This is a genomic window from Sphingomonas sp. UYEF23, from assembly GCF_040546165.1.
Classification (GTDB): domain Bacteria; phylum Pseudomonadota; class Alphaproteobacteria; order Sphingomonadales; family Sphingomonadaceae; genus Sphingomonas; species Sphingomonas glacialis.
On the sequence record NZ_JBEPNG010000003.1, the window covers coordinates 545,799 to 564,984 of the forward strand.

A 19,186-nucleotide genomic window follows, 5' to 3' on the forward strand; every position below is an offset into this window, starting at 1 on the left:
GAAAACCGAACTTAAGACTGTACCGGGAAAAAAAGCCTGCTAATGCCCGAGCGGCAGTTTTAGAGCGCGTGGCCGAAGGCGGGTTAGGGTGCGCGCCTTAAAATTGTTTGGGGGCATCGCGTCTGAGCGTTCGTCGGCGCAATGAAAGATTGAGAGGCGATTTATGAAAACCGTTGTCATAACAGGTATTTCGGGCCAAGATGGCGCGTATCTTGCACAAATGCTTCTGGCGAAGAATTATCGCGTCTATGGCACGTATCGTCGGACCAGTTCGGTCAACTTCTGGCGTATCGAAGAGCTTGGGATTCTCAATGATCCGAACCTTCATTTGGTCGAGCACGACCTAACCGATCTTTCCTCCTCGATCCGCTTGCTGCAGACATCCGAGGCGACCGAAGTCTATAACCTTGCAGCGCAGAGCTTCGTCGGCGTGTCGTTCGACCAGCCCGCGACGACCGCGGAGATTACCGGCATCGGCGCGCTCAACATGCTCGAAGCGATCCGCTGTGTGAACCCAAAGATCCGCTTCTACCAGGCGAGCACGTCCGAAATGTTCGGCAAGGTTCAGGCTGTGCCGCAAAAGGAAGACACGCCGTTCTGGCCGCGCAGCCCGTATGGCGTCGCCAAGCTCTACGCGCATTGGATCACGATTAACTACCGCGAGAGCTACGGCATCTTCGGCAGCAGCGGCATCCTGTTCAACCATGAGAGCCCGCTGCGCGGTCGCGAATTCGTCACGCGCAAGATCACCGACACCGTCGCCAAGATCAAGCTCGGCAAGGCCGAAGTGCTCGAGCTCGGCAACATGGACGCCAAGCGCGACTGGGGCTTCGCCAAGGAATATGTCGAAGGCATGTACGCGATGCTGCAGGCCGACGAGCCCGACACCTTCGTGCTCGCGACCAACCGCACCGAGACCGTTCGCGATTTCGTGCGGATGGCGTTCAAGGCGGCAGATATCGATCTCGAATTCCGCGGTGCCGATGATCATGAAACCGCGGTGGATGTCGCCACCGGCAAGGAAGTCGTTCGCGTCAATCCGCGCTTCCATCGCCCGGCCGAGGTCGATCTGCTGATCGGTGACGCGAGCAAGGCCGAGCGCGTGCTCGGCTGGAAGCCCAAGACCACGCTCGAAGAGCTCTGCCGTCTGATGGTCGATGCCGATCTGCGGCGCAACCAGTACGGCATGTCCTTCTGATGACGCGGATTACGGTGAGTGCTGCCGTCGCGATGGGGCGGCTGCGGCGGTTGATAACGAAAGGTCACGGTCGCGCGAGTGCGCGCCTGTGATCACTACGCTCGTTACCGGAATCAACGGCTTTACCGGCGTCTACATGGCGGATCGCCTACGCGACGCGGGTCATGTGGTTCACGGTTTGGTGCGCGATGCGGATCAGGCTGCGCAAAATGCGGCCGACGTGCTCCACACGTGCGACCTGCTCGACCGAGCACGAATGTCTCAGGTCATCGCCGGCATCCGCCCTGATTATGTGGTGCACCTCGCGGGCATCGCCTTCGTCGCACATGGTGATCTCGAGGAGATGTACCGCACCAACGTGCTTGGTACGCGCGCCCTGCTCGAGGCAAGCGCGACGGCGGCTGCGCCGCCGCGCGCGGTGCTCGTCGCCAGCAGCGCTAACGTCTATGGCAACGCGAGCGAGGGGACGCTGAGCGAAGATGCGCCGGTCCGTCCCGCCAACGATTATGCGATCAGCAAGGTCGCGGTCGAGCATCTGGCGGCAATCTATGCGCCACGCCTGCCGGTGATCGTCGCGCGACCTTTCAATTACACCGGTGTTGGGCAGAGCGATGCGTTTCTGATCCCGAAGATCGTCGGCTATATCAAGCGCAGGGCGCCCGTGATGGAGCTTGGCAACCTGGATGTCGCGCGCGATTTTTCTGACGTTCGTGCGGTTGTCGATGCGTATCTCCGGTTGATCGAAACACCGGCCGCAGTCGGGGAGACGTTCAACGTCTGCTCGGGAACCGCGGTGTCACTGCGCGAGGTCGTTGCGCAGGCGTGCCGGATCGCCGGGCGTGAGATCGATGTCCAAGTGAATCCCGCGTTCGTGCGCGCGAATGAGGTGAAGCTGCTCAAGGGTTCACGCGAAAAACTCCAACGTGTGATCGGTCCACTGGCGATGCCCCCGCTCGAAGAGACCTTGCGGTGGATGATCGAGTCGTAGGAATGCGAATCGGGATAACAGTCGATTCGCTGTCCACAAATCTCACGGGTATCGGCCGTTACACCTGGGAATTGGGTCAGGGGCTCGCCGCGCGCCCCGAGATTACGGAGCTAAGCTATTTTCTTGGCGACCATTGGCATTCTGACCCTGCGGGTTTGATAAGCGGCAAAGCCCGTCGGCGGTCGCGATTGCCGCGAATTCTCCGGCGCTGGCGCGCAAAACAGCAGTTCGACGGGCGCTTGATCCACGGCACCAACTATTTCTTACCGCCACTCGCCGAGAGTGGGATCATCACGGTCCACGATCTATCGATTTATCTCCACCCTGGGACTCATCCGATCGAGCGGATCAGGGATTTTGAGAAGCACTTCGAGAGTTCGCTTGCCCGCGCGACGCATGTGATCACGGATTCCGAGGCGACGCGGAGGGATCTCATAGATCATCTCTCCTATCCCGCCGAGAAGGTGTCGACTGTTCACCTCGGCGTCTCGGACCGCTTCACGGCGCGCTCGTCCGACGAGATCCGCGCGACATTGCTACGCCTGTTCGGCAAACCGGTTGGCGACTATGTCCTTTCGGTCGCGACATTCGAACCACGAAAGCGAATCGAATCGGCAATTGCCGCGCATGCGGTGTTTTGCGATCGTACTGGCCGTGACATTCCGCTCGTTCTGGTTGGCGCGAAAGGTTGGGCAAATGCGCGCCTGCATACACTGATCGAGGCGGAGCAGCGCCACGGGCGTCTCCTCATGCTCGGTTTCGTGTCAGAAGAAGATCTTCCCGCACTGTATGCCGGCGCGCGCCTCTTTTTATACCCATCCGTCTATGAAGGCTTTGGTTTGCCGCCGATCGAAGCGATGGCTTGCGGAGTCCCGACAATCGTCTCGGATCGATCTTGCTTGCCCGAAGTGACGCAGGGGGCCGCGATGATGATTGACCCAGACGACATAGACGCGCTCAGCTGGGCGATCGAACGGGGTTTGGATGATGACATCTGGCGTAACGACGCTATATGCGCGGGCACAAAGCTGGGTGCGCATTATACGTGGGCGAGATGTGTCGGTAAAACTGTCGATATATACCAAGCGTGCAGTGGTAGAGTCGGTTAAAGGAACGTGATGACGACTTTTCGACTAGACCGGTTTTCCGGTGCGTTTGGCACGGTGTTGCTTGCATGTGCGGTGATGGTGCCGTTGTCAGGCTGTGCGATCATGTCCGCAGCGGGCCCATCGTCGCGTAGCGTGAACCGCGCAGGCGGCGTAGTGATGGACAACAACGCCTCAATTAAAATCATCGACGTATCCGATGGAGTAGCGCGGCGCGTCATTGCGAGCCAACAGCAGCGGCTTTTTTCCGAATCGCTCGGCGACGGCTATGCCGCGGGTTCGATCGTAGGCCGTGGCGACGTCCTTGATATCGCGATTTGGGAGGCCCCCCCCGCGGCGCTGTTCGGCTCGGGTGGGGCCGATCCGCGCATGGGTGGATCCGTTTCTACCGCTCGCGGCACCACGCTGCCTGAGCAGATGGTCAACGCCGATGGTCGCATCAATGTCCCCTTTGTCGGATCGGTCACGGCTGCAGGACGCACGTCGTCACAGATCGAGCGCGAGATTACCGGTCGGCTTGTCGGCAAGGCGCATCTGCCCCAGGTTATCGTCCGTATGGTGCGCAATGCGAGTTCCAACGTGACGGTCGTGGGTGATGTAACCACCAGTGCTCGGGTCCCGGTCACTGCCAAAGGCGAACGTTTGCTCGACGTGCTGGCTGCGGTCGGCGGGGTACGTCAGCCGATCGGGAAGATGACGATCCAAATCACGCGCGGTCAGCGGAACGCTTCTATGCCGTTGGGCGCGGTGATCCGCGATCCGCGGCAGAATATCCGTCTGCAGCCGGATGACATCGTCACTGCGTTGTTTCAGCCGTTCAGCTTCACCGCATTGGGGGCGACCGGCCGAAACGAGGAGCTTGCATACGAGGGCACCGGTTTGACCTTGGCGCAGGCGCTCGGACGGGTTGCCGGCATTCAGGATCAGCGTGCGGACGTGAAGGGTGTCTTCATCTTCCGTCTGGAAGATCCGGCGGCGCTCGATGAAACTACCCGTCAGACCGCGCGCCTGACGCCCGACGGTAAGGTTGCGGTGATCTATCGGGTCAATCTCAAGGATCCTGCGACGTTTTTTGTGGCGCAGGGCTTTCCTATCCATGACAAGGACGTCCTTTACGTCTCGAACGCTCCGCTGGCGGATATTCAGAAGTTTGTTAGCGTGATTTCATCGACGGTGTTCCCGGTCGCTACCCTTGCGACGGCCGTTCCGTGATCCCTGCGCTGCCCGCACTCGACGGCCCTCGCAGCGAAGAGCGGTTAAACGCGCGGAGCCGCAGTGCCGCAAACGCGTGCATAGTTCCGCTTTTTCGCCATACGAGCGCAGTATGCGCAGTGTCATTGTCAAATTCGATCAGATCGCGATCGAAATAGAGTGCGGAACGATATGCAAAATACGGTTTTTGGGCGCGTCGCTAAGATCGATCGGATATTGTTGATTACCGTGATTATCCCCACGGCTATCGCGATAGTTTACTTTCTGTTCCTGGCTTCTGACGTCTACATCTCTGAGTCGCGGTTCGTTGTTCGCAGCCCGGACAAGCCCGCAACGACGGGACTCGGCGTGTTGCTGAAGTCGACTGGCTTCACCAATGGCGGCGACGAGATCTATGCCGCTGAAAGCTTCATTCAGTCGCGCGACGCGCTGAAGGCGCTCAACCGCCGAGGCAGCTATGCGAACGCCTATACCGCGCCGCAGATTTCGTTCGCTGATCGGTTCAATGGCTTCGGCTTCAACGGAAGCTTCGAAGCACTTTACAAATATTATAAAAGCAAGATCCAGATCGAACATGAGACGACCGCGTCGATCACGACGCTGTCGGTTCGCGCCTATTCCCCGGAGGAGGCGTATCGCGTCAATTCTCAGTTGCTTCAGATGGCCGAAGCAACCGTCAACGATTTGAACGAGCGCGGCCGTCGGGATTTGATTCAGTTTGCGTCGGTCGAAATGCAAGAAGCGAAGACCAAAGCGCGCGAGGCCGCCCTGGCGCTGTCGTCGTTCCGTAACCGCCAAGGCGTGGTAGATCCTGAAAAACAGGCCACCGTACAGCTTGGGATGATATCCAAGCTCCAAGATGAGGTAATTGCGGGCCGTTCCGAGCTATTGCAATTACGCTCAATTGCACCCCAGAATCCCCAGATTAGCGTGCTGGAGACAAAGGTGCGGGGCCTCGAGCGTGAGATGCAGGATCAGCTTTCGATGGTTGCAGGCGGCCAGAAATCCTTGTCTTCGACAGCTGCGCAATATCAGCGGCTCGCGCTCGAGAGCCAGTTTGCGGACAAACAGCTCGGGGCTGCAATGTCGTCAGTGCAGGATGCCTCGAACGAAGCCCGCCGCAAACAGGCTTATCTCGAGCGTATCGTTCAGCCAAGCCGACCGGACGAAGCGACAGAGCCACGCCGCTGGCGCGGGATCCTGTCGACCCTTTTGCTGGGTGCCGTCGCTTGGGGAATTGTCACGATGCTGCTCGCGGGCGTCAAAGAGCATAAGGATTAAGGCATGCCTGCGACAGGCGCCTTTACCTCATTTCGCTCTTCCTTGGCGGTTCAGCGTCGTGTGCTCGGCGCGCTGCTTCTGAGAGAAATTTTAACCCGTTACGGTCGACATAACATTGGTTTCCTATGGCTGTTCGTGGAACCGATGCTGTTTACGCTCGGGGTGACGGCACTTTGGTCGATTGCGAATGTTTCCCACGGCATTGATCTGCCGGTTGCAGCCTTCGCTTTGACTGGATATTCGGCGGTCTTGCTGTGGCGAAACATGCCATCGCGCTGTATCGGGGGGGTTAAGCCGAATCTTTCGCTGTTATATCATCGCCAGGTGAGAGTGCTTGATGTACTCCTCGCTCGCCTTATTCTGGAAGGGGCGGGGGCGACGATCTCGTTTGCGATTCTATCGCTGATCTTTGTGACGGTTGGTCTGATCCAGCCCCCCGAAGATCTTTTGCAGGTCATTGGCGGATGGGCCGTTCTGACGTGGTTCGGCATGTCGCTGGCGTTGCTGTTGAGCGCGTGGGCGGAGCAGTCTGAACTCGTCGACAAGCTGTGGCATCCAGCGTCATATCTTTTTTTCCCGTTGTCCGGGGCGGCCTATCTGGTCGATATCCTGCCCAAGGCGGCACAGAACGTCGTTCTGTATCTCCCGATGGTCCATTGCACCGAATATATCAGAGACGGGTATTTCGGCTCGAAGTTCCATGCACATTATGACATGTCCTATCCGATCATCGTGAGCGCGTGCCTGACGCTGCTTGCGCTGGCCCAATTGCGGAAGGTCAGCCGCGAGGTCATCCCAGAATGATTACGCTCGATAACGTTGACAAATTTTATCATACCCGTCGGGGACCGCGTCAAATTCTCGAGTCCGTTGGCCTTTCCATTGGTTATGGCGACAAGATCGGTGTTCTTGGTCGGAACGGCGCGGGTAAATCGACCCTGATCCGGATCATCAGCGGGGCCGAGCAGCCCACCAGCGGCCACATTACGCGCACGATGAGCGCGTCCTGGCCACTCGCATATACGGGTGGGTTTCAGTCTGCTCTGACTGGCATCGACAATCTCCGGTTCATATGCCGTATCTACGGTGTTGATGTTAAGGAGCGGATTGCATTCGTTCAGCAGTTTTCCGACCTTGGAGACTATCTGTACGAGCCGATCAGCACCTATTCGGCCGGAATGCGGGCGCGCTTGGGATTTGCTGTGTCAATGAGTATCGAGTTCGACTGTTTCCTCATCGATGAGGTGGTATCGGTCGGCGACTCGCGTTTCCACGAGAAATGTCGCATCGAACTTTTTGAAAAGCGGGCCGATCGAGCTCTGGTGATCGTATCGCACGATGCCGGCTACATCCGCGAACATTGCAACCGTGCCGCGGTCTTGGTTCGCGGAAAGCTCCACAATTTTGATGAGATCGACGAAGCGTTTGAATATTACCAAAAATCTGTAACTTGATTCGATCATCTGCCGGCCAACTTGCGAGAACAGCTTTGTTTTGGTGGGTTCTTCGATTGCTGTGTGCGACAGCCTCTCCGTGGTGGCTGGTCCGACTCCGGATCGCTTCCGCCCGTCGCCCAGGGCACCCGTCGGCCGTGCAGGCGACCACCGGGCGGGTGTTTGTTGATGTAACGAGGATTGCACGACACGACCCCGAAACTGGCATCCAGCGCGTGGTGCGGGCCATCATCCGTGAAATGCGCGCTGGGCCGCGAGGCAACTCAATACAAGCCGTGCGCTGGCAGAACGGGACGTTTCGGTATTCAAGCTGGCCCCAACGCGACTACATATTTGGCGAAGAGATGGAAGCTGGGCGCGGTGATGTGTTCCTGGGGCTCGACCTGTCGTTCGACGCTGTTCGGCGGTATACTCGTCAGTTCGCTCGAGACCGACGCTCCGGGGTGCGTATCTGGTTTATCGTTTACGATATGCTGCCGGTCGAGTTGCCGCAGTTTTTCTCGTCCAAAGTGGTCCTGCGTTTTAAGTGGTGGCTTATTGCGACGGCGAAGGTGGCAGACGGGTATGCTTGCATCTCGCAAAGCACTGCCGACGATCTGGGGCGGCTGTTCCTGGATCGGTTGAGCCTTAAAGACCGCCCTAAGCTGGCCGTGATTCCGATTGGGTTCGACAGCCTCCCTCATGCTTCGCCGACACCGGCGGTACCGCTGGCAGGTGAACGACCCTGCCTTCTCGCCGTCGGAACGATTGAACCTCGAAAAGCCTATGGGGACATCCTCAGCGCTGTCGACGTGCTGTGGAGCCGAGGATACGACGTGTCCCTGACCATCGTCGGGACATCCGGATGGAAGACCGCGACCCTGCAGCGACGTTTGCGAAAGCATCCGGAGTTCGGGCGACGGCTCCAGTGGAAGGTTGGTTTGAGCGACGAGGACCTTGCTGCGATGTACCGCCGGGCCGATCTGCTTGTCGCGGCATCGTATGGCGAAGGCTATGGACTGCCAGTGGTCGAAGCCGTCGCGCACGCTTGCCCGGTCCTGGCGCGTGATATTCCCGTCTTTCGAGAGCATGCCTATGGAGGCGTGCGATTTTTTGATCGCAATGCGAATGCGGAACAGATTGCTGATGCGATCGACGCTGCGCTCGGGTGCAGCTATAGCCCGGCTGCCCCATCCGCCCTGGCACAATGGCGAGACACCGCGGACGCGGTATGGTCCTTGTTCGCACCGGGACCTGTGCAAGCAGAGACACGATAGCAACGCCGTCGGATGGTATCGTAGAAGGATGCGAAGCGAGGTGTCAACGCCGGTGGATTCGCGGCCAACGGGGCCAATTTAAAGCGGGCCTGTGGATCGGCGAACAAGAAACGACCCACTTAGCGGGGCAATCGCCGTTCAAAAGGGCCCCCTCAATTCGATGGTTTAGACGGCGGGCTAGGCATTCTGACGTCATGGCGTGGACGGCCCCTGCACAAGTGTCAACGCCGGTCGGATTCCAAGCCATCGGGGCGGAGTAAAAGCAGGCCATTGTTGATGCGGGCCTGACGATATGAAGAGGGCCCCGATCGGGGCCCTCTTCATATCGTTGTCGTCGTCGATCAGGTGGTGGTGACCTCGCCTGTTTCGGGTCGATGATCTCGGTGGTCTGGTTTTGCTCCGCCCTGGCGGCGGAGCGCCGACGCCCGGCGGACTGCTTTAACCGATAGCTGTCGCCGTTCATGGTCAAGATGCTGACGTGGTGGGTGAGCCGGTCGAGCAGCGCGCCGGTGAGCCGCTCGCTGCCCAGCACCTGGGTCCAGTCCTCGAACGGCAGGTTGGAGGTGACGATCGTGGAGCCACGCTCGTACCTTTGGGAGAACACCTCGAACAGCAGCTCGGCGCCCGTAGGCGACAGCGGCACATATCCAAGCTCGTCGATGATCAGCAGCTTCACCGCTACAAGGTCGCGCTGCATCTTCAGCAGGCGGCGTTCGTCACGCGCTTCCAGCAGCTGGCTGACCAGCCCGGCCGCGGTCGTGAACATCACGGTAAAGCCCTTCTGGCAGGCGGCCAGACCGAGGGCTAGCGCGACATGCGTCTTGCCCGTGCCGCTGTTGCCCAGCGCGATGATGTTCTCGCGCCGCAGGACATACTCACAGCGGGCAAGCTCCAGCACGAGCATCTTGTTGAGGCTCGGGATGGCGGTAAACTCGAACGTGTCGAAGCTCTTCACCGCCGGGAACCGCGCCGCCCGGATACGCCGCTCGATCGTGCGCCGTTCGCGATCGATCAGCTCAAGCTCGATGAGCCGCAGCAGGTAGCGCGGATGGTCCGTGCCGTCGCGCGCGCACTCGCGGGCCACCTTGTCATACTCGCGCAGCACGGTGGGCAGCTTCAGCTGCTTGAGATGATGGGCCAGCAGCACCTGCGGTGTGCCGCTCATCGTGCCGACCGGCATCGTATCGGGTGCGCCGCTCATGCCGCCAGCACCGCGTAGTCGGCGGCCGAGGTCGTCTTCACCGCCGTTCGCGGCAGGTGCGGATAGGCCGCCAGGTCGAGCCGGGCGGGTCGCCGCTCGATGCGCGCCAGCGCGATCAGCTTGATCGCATCGAACCCGACCGCACCGATCTGGATCGCATGGATCACCGCGCCCGTGACGATGTCGAGCGGCAGCGCCTCCAGCGGGCGCAGCACCTGTATAAACTCGCGCTTGCCCCGGTTTGCGGCGCGACGATCAGGGTGAGAACGCGCGACAACCAGGATGAGGATCGGGAGGGGGCGTGCCGCTGATGATCACGGTCGGTCGGGTATTCCCGGCTTCCTCTCTCGCAGGGGAAGCCGCAGATGCCCGGTCGCCACATCAACGATCATCAGATGAGGCTCTATATGAAGTTCCGACACAGTGACGGCGTCGCGACAGCGGCTGCCAAGGCCGGGTTCAGCTCGGCGACCGGATATCGCATTGCAAGCGATCTGCGGCTTCCCTCGCAGAAGACAGGCGTTCGGGGCCGGCGTCGTCCCGACCCCCTGGCCGATATCTTCGACGCCGAGGTTGTGCCGCTGCTGATGGAAGCGCCCGGTCTGCGTTCGGACGCGGTGTTCCAGGAGATGCTGCGCCGCCTTCCTAATCTCGGCGCCGGGGTCCGGCGGACGCTTGAGCGGCGGATCCGCGACTGGCGAGCTCTCCACGGCGAGGAGCAGAAGGTGATCTTCCGCCAGACCCACGAGCCAGGCCGGATGGGTCTGTCGGACTTCACCGACATGGCCGATCTCGCAGTCACCGTCGCCGGCGTTCCCCTCGACCACCGGCTTTATCACTTTCGCCTCGTCTGGTCGGGTTTCGAGCATGCTCATGTGATCCTGGGCGGCGAGAGCTATGTCGCGCTCGCCCAGGGGTTGCAGAACGCGCTGTGGGCGCTCGCAGCCCGCTGGATCATCGCACCGACAGCTTGTCGGCTGCGTTCCGCAACCTCGATGCCGATGCTCGGGGCGGTCTGACCCGTCGCTATGATGCGCTGTGCGAGCATTACGGCATGACGCCGAGCCGCAACAACCGCAGCGTTGCGCACGAGAACGGATCGATCGAGAGCGCGCACGGTCACCTCAAGAAGACGATCCGCGACGCGCTGCTGATGCGCGGCAGCGCCGCGTTCGATGACCTGGCCGCCTATCGTTGCTTCATCGACGAAGTGATCGCGGCCAATAACCGGCGGGTGGCAGCACGCATCGATGCCGAGCGCGCCCATCTCCAGCCGCTACCCGACCGGCGGACGAGCGATTATGAGGAGGTGATCGTCACCGTCACGTCGAGCAGCGGCTTTACGTTGCGCAAGGTGTTCTACACCGTCCCCTCGCGGCTGATCGGCCACCGTCTGCGTGTTCGGCTCTATGACGATCGGCTCGACGTCTTCCTTGGCGCAACCAGGCTGATGACGCTCCTGCGCGGACGATCGGCCCGGAACGGCAAGCACGGCCATGTGGTCGATTATCGGCACGTGATCCACTCGCTGCGGCGCAAGCCGATGGCGCTCATCGGCATCGTCTACCGCGACCAGCTGTTCCCGCGCGAGGCGTATCGACGGATGTTCGATCGTCTCCTCGAGCAACTGCCCGACCGTATCGCCTGTCGCACGATGGTCGAGCTGCTCGCGCTCGCGCACGAGCGGGCCTGCGAGGCAGAGCTCGCCGACGTGCTAATGACCGATCTTGACGCCGGTCGGCTGCCGGTCATGGCGGCATTGCGCCGACGCTTCGCGCCGGATCCCGCGACACTCCCCACGGTCGTTGTCACGCTGGCACCGCTCAGCACGTACGATATCCTGCTGAACGGCGTGGCGGCATGACCAGCATGTCCCAGCCGATCAACGCGCAGCGTCTGACCCTCATCCTCAACGACCTGCGCCTTCCCGCGATCAAACACAGCTGGCCCGAGGTCGCCGCGCGCTCGGACAAGGAAGGCTGGCCCGCAGCCCGCTTCCTGGCAGCACTCGCCGAGCACGAGATCGCCGAACGCGATCGACGCCGTATCGAGCGGCATCTCGGCGAGGCCAAGCTCCCACCGGGCAAGACGCTCGACAGCTTCGCGTTCGACGCCGTGCCGATGATCTCACGTGCCCAGGTCATGGAGATCTGCGCGGGGGACGGCTGGCTCGAACAGGGCGCCAACCTCATCTTGTTCGGCCCGCCGGGCGGAGGCAAGAGTCACCTCGCTGCCGCGATCGGTCTGGCGCTCATCGAGAATGGCTGGCGCGTGCTGTTCGCCCGGACCTCCGATCTCGTCCAGCGGCTCCAGGTCGCGCGCCGCGAGCTGACACTCGAAGCCGCTATCGCCAAGCTCGATAAATACCATCTGCTGATCCTCGACGACATGGCCTACGTCACCAAGGACCAGGCCGAGACATCGGTCCTCTTCGAACTCATCAGCGCGCGCTACGAGCAACGATCGACGCTCATCACCGACAACCAGCCGTTCGACGAATGGAACCGGATCTTCCCCGATCCCGCCATGACCCTCGCGGCAGTCGATCGCCTCGTCCACCACGCCACCATCTTCGAGATGAACGTGGAGAGCTATAGGCGTCGCACCGCCGTCCAGCGACGCACCGGTGCAGGGCGACCGCCGACCTACGCGACAATCAAGACGGTCGAGCAATCAACGCCGAGCGACAATCAGGCCGACACTTAAATCTTGCCACGGGAAAAAACCCGCCATCCCTGTCGCGCCGCGACAATCAGTTCTCACCCTGATTGACGCGCTTCTTACCCAGATTGTCGCGCCACATTAAGGGCGTCGAGCAGCCCGCCCTGATCAAACGCCGCACTGGCGTCGCCGCCAGCCAGCAGTTGATCGAGAAGCGCATTGGAGATCGTAGGCTCTTTGCGTCGAGGCAAAGTGGGACTCATTTTACCCATTATGCCCGGCCACACACGAAAATCCTGACAGTCCCGTCGATAGCCGAACCGCCGGCGCTGCTGCGCCAACTCGCGCAATCGCGACCGCAGGTCGCCATCATCCCCTCGGCACGAGCGATACCGCATGCTCTTGCGATCCGCCCCGACGACAGCACACGCCCGCCGCTCGCTCATCCCCAGCGCCGTCTGGAGATGCGCGACCGCTTCCCGCTTTGCGGCAGGCGTCACCATTTTTTTGACAGCAGGTCCTTCAGACCTGCGTTGTCCAGCATCGTATCCGCCAGCAACCGCTTGAGCCGCGCGTTCTCCTCCTCGAGCGCCCGCAGCCGCTTCGCATCGGACACTTCCAGGCCGCCGAACTTGGCCTTCCAGGCGTAATAGCTCGCGCTCGACATGCCGTGCCGCCGGCACAGGTCTGTCACCACCGCTCCAGCCTCGGCTTCCTTCAGGGTGCCGATGATCTGCTCTTCCGAAAACTGCTTCCGCTTCATCTGTCCGTCCCTTCTTCTGGGTCGGACTCTAGCTCCAACTGGAGGAAAAGACGGGGGGCACGTCAGCAATTACAGTGTTTGTTCTCCGCGCCCCTGAGGGACAATAAGTCCGCCCGACGCCGAACACAGCGCACAGATTCTGCCATGCCCCATACCCCTGACTGGTGCGCGGCGCGAGATGACGATCGTTCGAGCATGCAGCGCTGGCGGTCACATCTCAACCCGCCACGCCGCATACCGATTCCCGGCGTTCACCGGACTAAAGCAAAACTCAAGTGACCACTATCCGCCTTCACGCTTCCGTTTCAGCAAGAATCCGCCGCAGGTATTGACCATAGTCGGACTTCCCGAGGCGATTAGCCGCTATCTCCAGTTCTGACGCGCCGATAAAGCCTTGCCGAAAGGCGACTTCTTCAGGACTTGCGACCTTAAAGCCCTGGCGCTTCTCAAGAACACGTACGAATTCGGCCGCATCCAGAAGGCTATCGGGCGTGCCGGTATCCAACCAAGCGAAACCCCGTCCCATGGTTTCGACCGACAATTGACCACGCTCTAGATAGACACGGTTTACGTCCGTAATCTCCAACTCTCCGCGTACAGAGGGTTGCAGATTGGCCGCGATCTCGACCACCTGAGGATCATAAAAATAAAGCCCGGTCACCGCGCAATTCGATTTGGGATGCTCCGGCTTCTCTTCGATGGTTATTGCCTGCCGATTGCTATCGAAGCTGACGACGCCGTACCGTTCCGGATCTTGTACATGGTAGGCAAAAACACTCGCGCCGACTTTACGCGCGCTTGCATTGTCCAACAATCCGGGAAGACCATGTCCGTAAAAGATGTTATCGCCCAAGATAAGGGCAGACTGCTCATTCCCGACGAAGTCCGCGCCGATAATATAGGCCTGTGCAAGCCCATCGGGACTTGGTTGTTCGGCATATTCGAAACTCATGCCCCACTGCGCGCCATCGCCGAGCAATCCCTGAAAGGCTGGGAGGTCGCGTGGCGTTGAGATGATCAGGATCTCGCGAATTCCCGCAAGCATTAATGTGCTAAGCGGATAATAGATCATCGGCTTATCATACACCGACATCAACTGCTTCGATGTTGACAAGGTCATTGGATACAGACGAGTGCCGCTGCCGCCAGCTAAGATGATGCCCTTCATAAAACTTTCAGTCCTTCAGAACGACTTGATAAATTATTCGCAAGCAACCTAAGTACGACTGTCTGCAGTGCACCTCGCCACGTAGGGAGTATGACGCCGTGAGCCGCCCTGAGTCCGTCGCAACAGAGACGTGAGTTCGCAGGACGTGCTGCCGGGGTGGGATAGGCTTCGCTAGGGATCCGCTTTACAACAGCGGACGGCCCGCCCGCGGCCGCCGAAACCTCGAAGATGGCCTGGGCAAAATCAGCCCAACTCGCCTCACCATCCGCCGTCATATGGAAAACCCCGCGTAACGCGGGATTGTAGTCAGCTTCCGACAAGATGTTATCCGCAATTTGTAGGATTCCATCGGCAATACTTAAAGCGCTTGTCGGATTGCCGCGCTGATCATCGACAACTGAGACTTCAGCATGTTGAGTTGCCAGCCTCAACATTGTCTTGACGAAATTGTTGCCAAACGGGCTATAAACCCAAGCTGTTCGCAGAATTACACTGTTGCGCGGATACGCTGCCAACACCGCTTCTTCACCCGCCAGCTTGGACGCGCCATATAATCCGGTCGGTCGGGTTTGATCTTGTTCCGTATAGGGCCTGTCGAGCCGTCCATCGAAAACATAATCGGTGGATATGTGGATCAGCGGGACACCAAGCCGATATGCAGCGTCGGCGATCGCGCCAGCCGCGACACCGTTGATGGCGTATGCGAGATCGCGCTCGCTTTCTGCCCGGTCGACCGCTGTATAGGCGGCGGCGGAGACCACGACATCGGGCGCCGCTGCGCGCAACGGTTCGTATATCGAAGAAGGATCGGCGAGATCGACTTCCGGGCGGCCAATCGTGACGACCTCGTGACCGCCCTGGACGCCGCGTTCGGCCAGGCTGGTAACCACCTGCCCCACCTTCCCGGTAACCGCAATTCTCATACCGCTGGCTCGACCGACACGGCGGTCGCCGCCAGTCCAAGCCTCTCACCTGCGTAGCTCTTGCTCAGGGGCCGCCACCACCATTCATTGTCAAGATACCAGCGGACGGTCTTCTCGATGCCGGAGTCAAACGGGTTTTGCGCGCGCCAGCCGAGTTCGGTCTCGAGTTTGTTCGCGTCGATGGCGTACCTCGCGTCATGCCCCGGCCGATCTGTCACGAAGCTGATCAGCGTTTCGCGCGGCGTATCTGTCGGGACGAGGGTGTCGAGCACCGTACAAATGCGGCGCACCACTTCGATATTCTGCCGTTCGTTGCGGCCGCCTACGTTATACGTCTCGCCGACCCGTCCGCGGTCGGCAATGAGATCGAGCGCTCGCGCATGGTCTTCGACAAACAACCAGTCGCGAACGTTATTCCCCTTGCCATAGACTGGCAGCGGGCGGCCGGCGATCGCATTGAGGATCGTCAAAGGAATGAGCTTTTCGGGAAAGTGATAGGGGCCGTAATTATTCGAACAGTTCGATACGACCACCGGCAGACCGTATGTCCTGTGCCAGGCTTTCGCCAAATGATCGGACGCTGCTTTCGACGCCGAATAAGGCGAGCTGGGATCATAGGGCGTTTCTTCCGTAAACAACCCTTCAGCGCCAAGGGAGCCGTAAACCTCATCGGTCGAAACCTGCAAAAATCGGAAGTTCTGCTTGGCCTCGCCCGAAAGCTCATTCCAATATGTTCGCGCAGCCTCGAGCAGGACAAAGCTTCCGACAATGTTGGTCTCGATGAAGTCCAATGCGCCGGTTATCGAACGATCGACATGACTCTCTGCCGCCAGATGCATCACCCGATCGGGACGAAATGAAGCAAACGCTTCGGCCATCGCGGCCCGGTCACGGATATCTCCCTTTAGAAAACGGTGATTGGGCCGCCCCGCGACTTCGCGAAGAGAGGCCTCGTTGCCCGCATATGTCAGGGCATCGATCGTAAGAACGTCGAAATTCTTTTCCAGCACCAGGTACCGCACAAGGGCGGATCCAATGAAGCCAGCTCCACCAGTCACGATTACGCGCATGTTTCCGAATCCTTAAACGAACGGCTGTAGCGGACGACCGTCATAGACAAACGGACTATCAAATTCCGAGAACAGCGGCTGCACCACGTCTTTTGCTGACAATTCAGGTGTGACCCTTGCGGGTATCGGCCAATCGATGGCAATAGCCGGATCATCCCATCGAATTCCACCGTCTTGCTCCGGCGCATATGTATCGGAGCACTTATAAGTGACTTCGCAGGCTTCATCGAGCGTGACGAAACCATGCGCAAAACCAATTGGTATAAACAACTGGTGCCCATTTTCGGCCGAAAGTTCCGCGCCGACCCAACTCCCATACGTTGGAGATCCTCTCCGAACATCGACAGCAACGTCAAAAATACGACCGCGAATGCATCGCACCAATTTGTCTTGGCCGCGTGGGGGCACCTGGAAGTGCAATCCGCGCAGCGTGAAACGCGGCTGCGAAAGGGAGTGGTTATCTTGCACGAACCGGCAATCCACTCCCAAAGCGGCGAACGTCGGCTCAGAATACACTTCGGTGAACCACCCACGCGGATCGCCATGACGGCGCGGAACAACCAATTTAACGGGATTGCTATTGTCAGTCATACCCGTCCGGTTAGCCGCAATAATCCCGAACGCAAAGTGCGATTCTGCTCCCCCACCCGCGGCGCGCAAAATTCCGCCGGCGATACGAACTACGCAAGTGCCGACTCGGCGCGCCGCCCATCGCATGCGAAGCGAACCCTCCCGAGCCAAGCCGAAGAGGCGTGAGCCACACTGTTGCTGACGCGTGTTTTTGGTGGGAAATACGCGTTACATCGCTAGCCAACCTGCCCCCATGCATTGCACCAGAGTTTTATTTGTACCCCCTCCTGCCGTTATCGCCTGATGCCATTTGTCAGGGGCGACCGGTGCGTCTATGATATAGGCGACCGTCCCGGAAGCGTTCGGACCACAGCTTGGCAGCGCGTCGTAGGCTACCGCCTGGAGTTGTACCAATTTCGCATGAACGCCGCCATGGCTATCGATGCTGGCCTGGCATTTTTCTGCGCTATGCACCTCTAGGAGGCAAAAAGCGTTCCGCTCGATGGCGCTGGCACTTATCGTGATTGCATCATGCCACTTGCCAACACTATTCGAGGCCTTTGTATAATACGTTCCGGTGGTGCAATTTGGCCCCCTACTGATGCACACAACTTGCTGACCGTATTTTGAGTTCGGCTGGTCGACCTTGGATTGCTCGATGTTCCCGGCGACGAGCGTGATATCGAATTCTCCCCCGGTCATCTGCCCGTCGCCCTTTGGCAATGACTGAATGGCATTGGCGGTCATTCCCCATTGTCGCGTCATACTAGCGCCATACGGGTTGTCGCTATCAAGTTGCGCTCCGACACAATCGTGGGTCCAGCCTGTTGGCGTCGAAGTGTCCGAGGTATCACACAGCGAATAGGTTGCCATTTTTTCGCGATTAATCTTGTCCGCGTGATTTGCGTCAGCAAACATGTACGAAAATGTCGTCACATCATTGCTGGCTGCGTTACTGTATTTCGCATTTGTGATTGCCGGACTCAAAGCGATGATATCGGTCCTGCGAAGCGGCAATATGACACCGGAGCCGGTATATTCGATCTTGGTACCGCTCGTCACCGAGAACGAAATATCAGGACTTCCTGCAATCGTTTTGGAACCCTTGAAGACGCAGGTCTTCCCCGGGGCGTTCAATACGACCATGCCGCCCCTAGCGCGCGTCATCGTGGTTCCGACAAGCGTCGCAAGTCGTGGGTAGATATCGCTTACACCGTCGCACGGAACGCCGTAGGTAAGCGCGTCATATCCCGACTTTGGCGCCGCGTCACTCGCCACACACCCGGTACGCGCAATGCTGGCCTGACAGCGGGCTCGTTGCTGGGTGGCGCGGCCACGGTGCCCAGAGGATTTTATCTGCACTCGGGCAGCGCGCGCACCGTGCCATCCTACCCGAGCAACCCGATCTTGATGCCACGAAACGGCTTCGCCCCCGACCCTCTCCAGCAACAGGGGCGCAAGCGCCGCCGGCAGCAGAATCGATACATACTGAAGAAAAGACATATTGGCCCCATTGCAACGGCGCATCCGAGGATACTTTATCCGGCGCCACCGTGTGGCACGAAGGCCGCATTGTCACGCCCGATGGGCCAATGTGGTAGATTTGTGCGAGCACACTGCCCCTGCGACGCGCACCATAAGCCTCGCAGCCGCGCGACCGAACCGGGGTCGCACGACTTAGTTCTCAGATATACGACAACAAGCCTCCACAATCGTTACACCTTCGGTCATCCAAACTGGAACGACGGAACCGCCCAAACTTAGGGTCAGGACTCATAACCACTAGGTGATGGCGGCTACGAGGTATATCGCGCCGAGGAAGTTGGTGGCGAGTTTGTCGTAGCGGGTGGCGATGCGGCGATAATCCTTGAGGCGGCAGAACATGCGCTCGACGGCGTTTTGACCCTTGTAGAGCGTGCGCGAGAAGCAGCTTTTCCAGCGGCGGTTGGCCTTTGATGGGATGTTGGGCACCGCGCCCTGACATTCGATCAGGTCGCGGATCGCGTTGGTGTCATATGCCTTGTCGGCCAGCACGATGGTACGCGGCGCAAGATCATCGAGCAGGACATCGGCGGCACGGCAGTCGGCGATGTTGCCGCCGGTCAGCAGGAAGCGGAGCGGGCGACCTTGGCCGTCGGTGAGCGCGTGGAGCATGCTGTTTCGGCCACCTCGGCTGATCCCGATCGCCTGGACGAGCGCCCCCCTTTTCCGCCGCCTGCCGAGCGGTGGGCTTTCATGTGCGTGCTATGGGCCTGTCAGGATTTCCGTGTGTGGGTGGGCATAACGGGTAAAACGGAGATCCCATATGTCCCGACGCAAAGAGCCTGCAATACCG

At 59.7% G+C, this 19,186-nt stretch carries 14 protein-coding genes and 5 pseudogenes; 10 read left to right on the plus strand and 9 right to left on the minus strand.

Annotated features, from left to right (window positions below; translation table 11 throughout):
• The first annotated feature begins 163 nt into the window (after positions 1–163).
• From gmd to ABIB28_RS08810, 8 genes are all read left to right on the plus strand, one after another.
• Positions 164–1,198: a GDP-mannose 4,6-dehydratase gene (gene gmd, locus ABIB28_RS08775; RefSeq protein ID WP_354287840.1), complete on the plus strand. Its 1,035-nt coding sequence runs from the start codon at positions 164–166 to the stop codon at positions 1,196–1,198.
• Complete coding sequence (locus ABIB28_RS08780) at positions 1,158–2,186, plus strand: GDP-mannose 4,6-dehydratase (RefSeq protein WP_354287842.1); 1,029 nt, start codon at positions 1,158–1,160, stop codon at positions 2,184–2,186. Before gmd ends, ABIB28_RS08780 begins: the two co-directional genes overlap by 41 nt.
• Complete coding sequence (locus ABIB28_RS08785) at positions 2,168–3,295, plus strand: glycosyltransferase family 4 protein (RefSeq protein ID WP_354287844.1); 1,128 nt, start codon at positions 2,168–2,170, stop codon at positions 3,293–3,295. The genes ABIB28_RS08780 and ABIB28_RS08785 overlap by 19 nt, the downstream gene beginning before the upstream one ends.
• A gap of 9 nt (positions 3,296–3,304) precedes the next feature.
• Positions 3,305–4,504, plus strand: coding sequence for a polysaccharide biosynthesis/export family protein (locus ABIB28_RS08790; RefSeq protein WP_354287845.1), 1,200 nt, complete (start codon positions 3,305–3,307; stop codon positions 4,502–4,504).
• A 171-nt stretch (positions 4,505–4,675) separates the two neighbouring features.
• Positions 4,676–5,785, plus strand: coding sequence for a KpsE/RkpR family capsule polysaccharide export protein (locus tag ABIB28_RS08795; protein WP_354287846.1), 1,110 nt, complete (start codon positions 4,676–4,678; stop codon positions 5,783–5,785).
• 3 nt (positions 5,786–5,788) lie between these two features.
• Positions 5,789–6,589 carry an ABC transporter permease gene (locus ABIB28_RS08800; protein ID WP_354287847.1) on the plus strand — a complete coding sequence of 267 codons (801 nt, stop codon included), beginning with the start codon at positions 5,789–5,791 and terminating at the stop codon, positions 6,587–6,589.
• Positions 6,586–7,239 carry an ABC transporter ATP-binding protein gene (locus ABIB28_RS08805; protein ID WP_354287848.1) on the plus strand — a complete coding sequence of 218 codons (654 nt, stop codon included), beginning with the start codon at positions 6,586–6,588 and terminating at the stop codon, positions 7,237–7,239. Before ABIB28_RS08800 ends, ABIB28_RS08805 begins: the two co-directional genes overlap by 4 nt.
• Before the next feature lie 137 nt (positions 7,240–7,376).
• A complete protein-coding gene (locus ABIB28_RS08810; RefSeq protein ID WP_354287849.1) occupies positions 7,377–8,495 on the plus strand; it encodes a glycosyltransferase family 4 protein in 1,119 nt (372 codons plus the stop codon).
• A gap of 341 nt (positions 8,496–8,836) precedes the next feature.
• Here the strand turns inward: ABIB28_RS08810 and istB (ABIB28_RS08815) are convergent.
• Positions 8,837–9,696 (minus strand): annotated as a pseudogene (gene istB, locus ABIB28_RS08815) (IS21-like element helper ATPase IstB).
• Positions 9,693–9,953: pseudogene (locus ABIB28_RS08820) on the minus strand (IS21 family transposase); the annotation flags it as partial. The pseudogenes istB (ABIB28_RS08815) and ABIB28_RS08820, both read right to left, overlap by 4 nt.
• Positions 9,954–10,061: 108 nt before the next feature.
• On the opposite strand from ABIB28_RS08820, the pseudogene istA reads away from it, so the two are divergent.
• Both istA and istB (ABIB28_RS08830) read left to right on the plus strand, forming a co-directional pair.
• Positions 10,062–11,560 (plus strand): annotated as a pseudogene (gene istA, locus ABIB28_RS08825) (IS21 family transposase).
• On the plus strand, positions 11,557–12,402 hold the full coding sequence (gene istB, locus ABIB28_RS08830; protein WP_354287850.1) for an IS21-like element helper ATPase IstB: 846 nt from the start codon (positions 11,557–11,559) through the stop codon (positions 12,400–12,402). The pseudogene istA and the gene istB (ABIB28_RS08830) overlap by 4 nt, the downstream one beginning before the upstream one ends.
• 260 nt (positions 12,403–12,662) lie before the next feature.
• On the opposite strand, the pseudogene ABIB28_RS08835 reads toward istB (ABIB28_RS08830), so the two are convergent.
• From ABIB28_RS08835 to ABIB28_RS08865, 7 genes and pseudogenes are all read right to left on the minus strand, one after another.
• Positions 12,663–13,120: pseudogene (locus ABIB28_RS08835) on the minus strand (transposase); the annotation flags it as partial.
• 292 nt (positions 13,121–13,412) lie between these two features.
• Complete coding sequence (gene rfbA / locus ABIB28_RS08840; protein ID WP_354287851.1) at positions 13,413–14,288, minus strand: glucose-1-phosphate thymidylyltransferase RfbA; 876 nt, start codon at positions 14,286–14,288, stop codon at positions 13,413–13,415.
• Positions 14,285–15,211, minus strand: a complete 927-nt coding sequence (rfbD, locus tag ABIB28_RS08845) for a dTDP-4-dehydrorhamnose reductase (protein ID WP_354287852.1) — start codon at positions 15,209–15,211, stop codon at positions 14,285–14,287. The genes rfbA and rfbD overlap by 4 nt, the downstream gene beginning before the upstream one ends.
• Positions 15,208–16,281, minus strand: coding sequence for a dTDP-glucose 4,6-dehydratase (gene rfbB, locus ABIB28_RS08850; RefSeq protein WP_354287853.1), 1,074 nt, complete (start codon positions 16,279–16,281; stop codon positions 15,208–15,210). The genes rfbD and rfbB overlap by 4 nt, the downstream gene beginning before the upstream one ends.
• A 12-nt stretch (positions 16,282–16,293) precedes the next feature.
• Positions 16,294–16,872 carry a dTDP-4-dehydrorhamnose 3,5-epimerase gene (gene rfbC, locus ABIB28_RS08855; protein WP_354287854.1) on the minus strand — a complete coding sequence of 193 codons (579 nt, stop codon included), beginning with the start codon at positions 16,870–16,872 and terminating at the stop codon, positions 16,294–16,296.
• 207 nt (positions 16,873–17,079) lie between these two features.
• Positions 17,080–17,997: a hypothetical protein gene (locus ABIB28_RS08860; RefSeq protein ID WP_354287855.1), complete on the minus strand. Its 918-nt coding sequence runs from the start codon at positions 17,995–17,997 to the stop codon at positions 17,080–17,082.
• Positions 17,998–18,633: 636 nt separating this feature from the next.
• A pseudogene (locus ABIB28_RS08865) lies at positions 18,634–19,097 on the minus strand (IS5 family transposase); the annotation flags it as partial.
• Positions 19,098–19,186 lie beyond the last annotated feature (89 nt).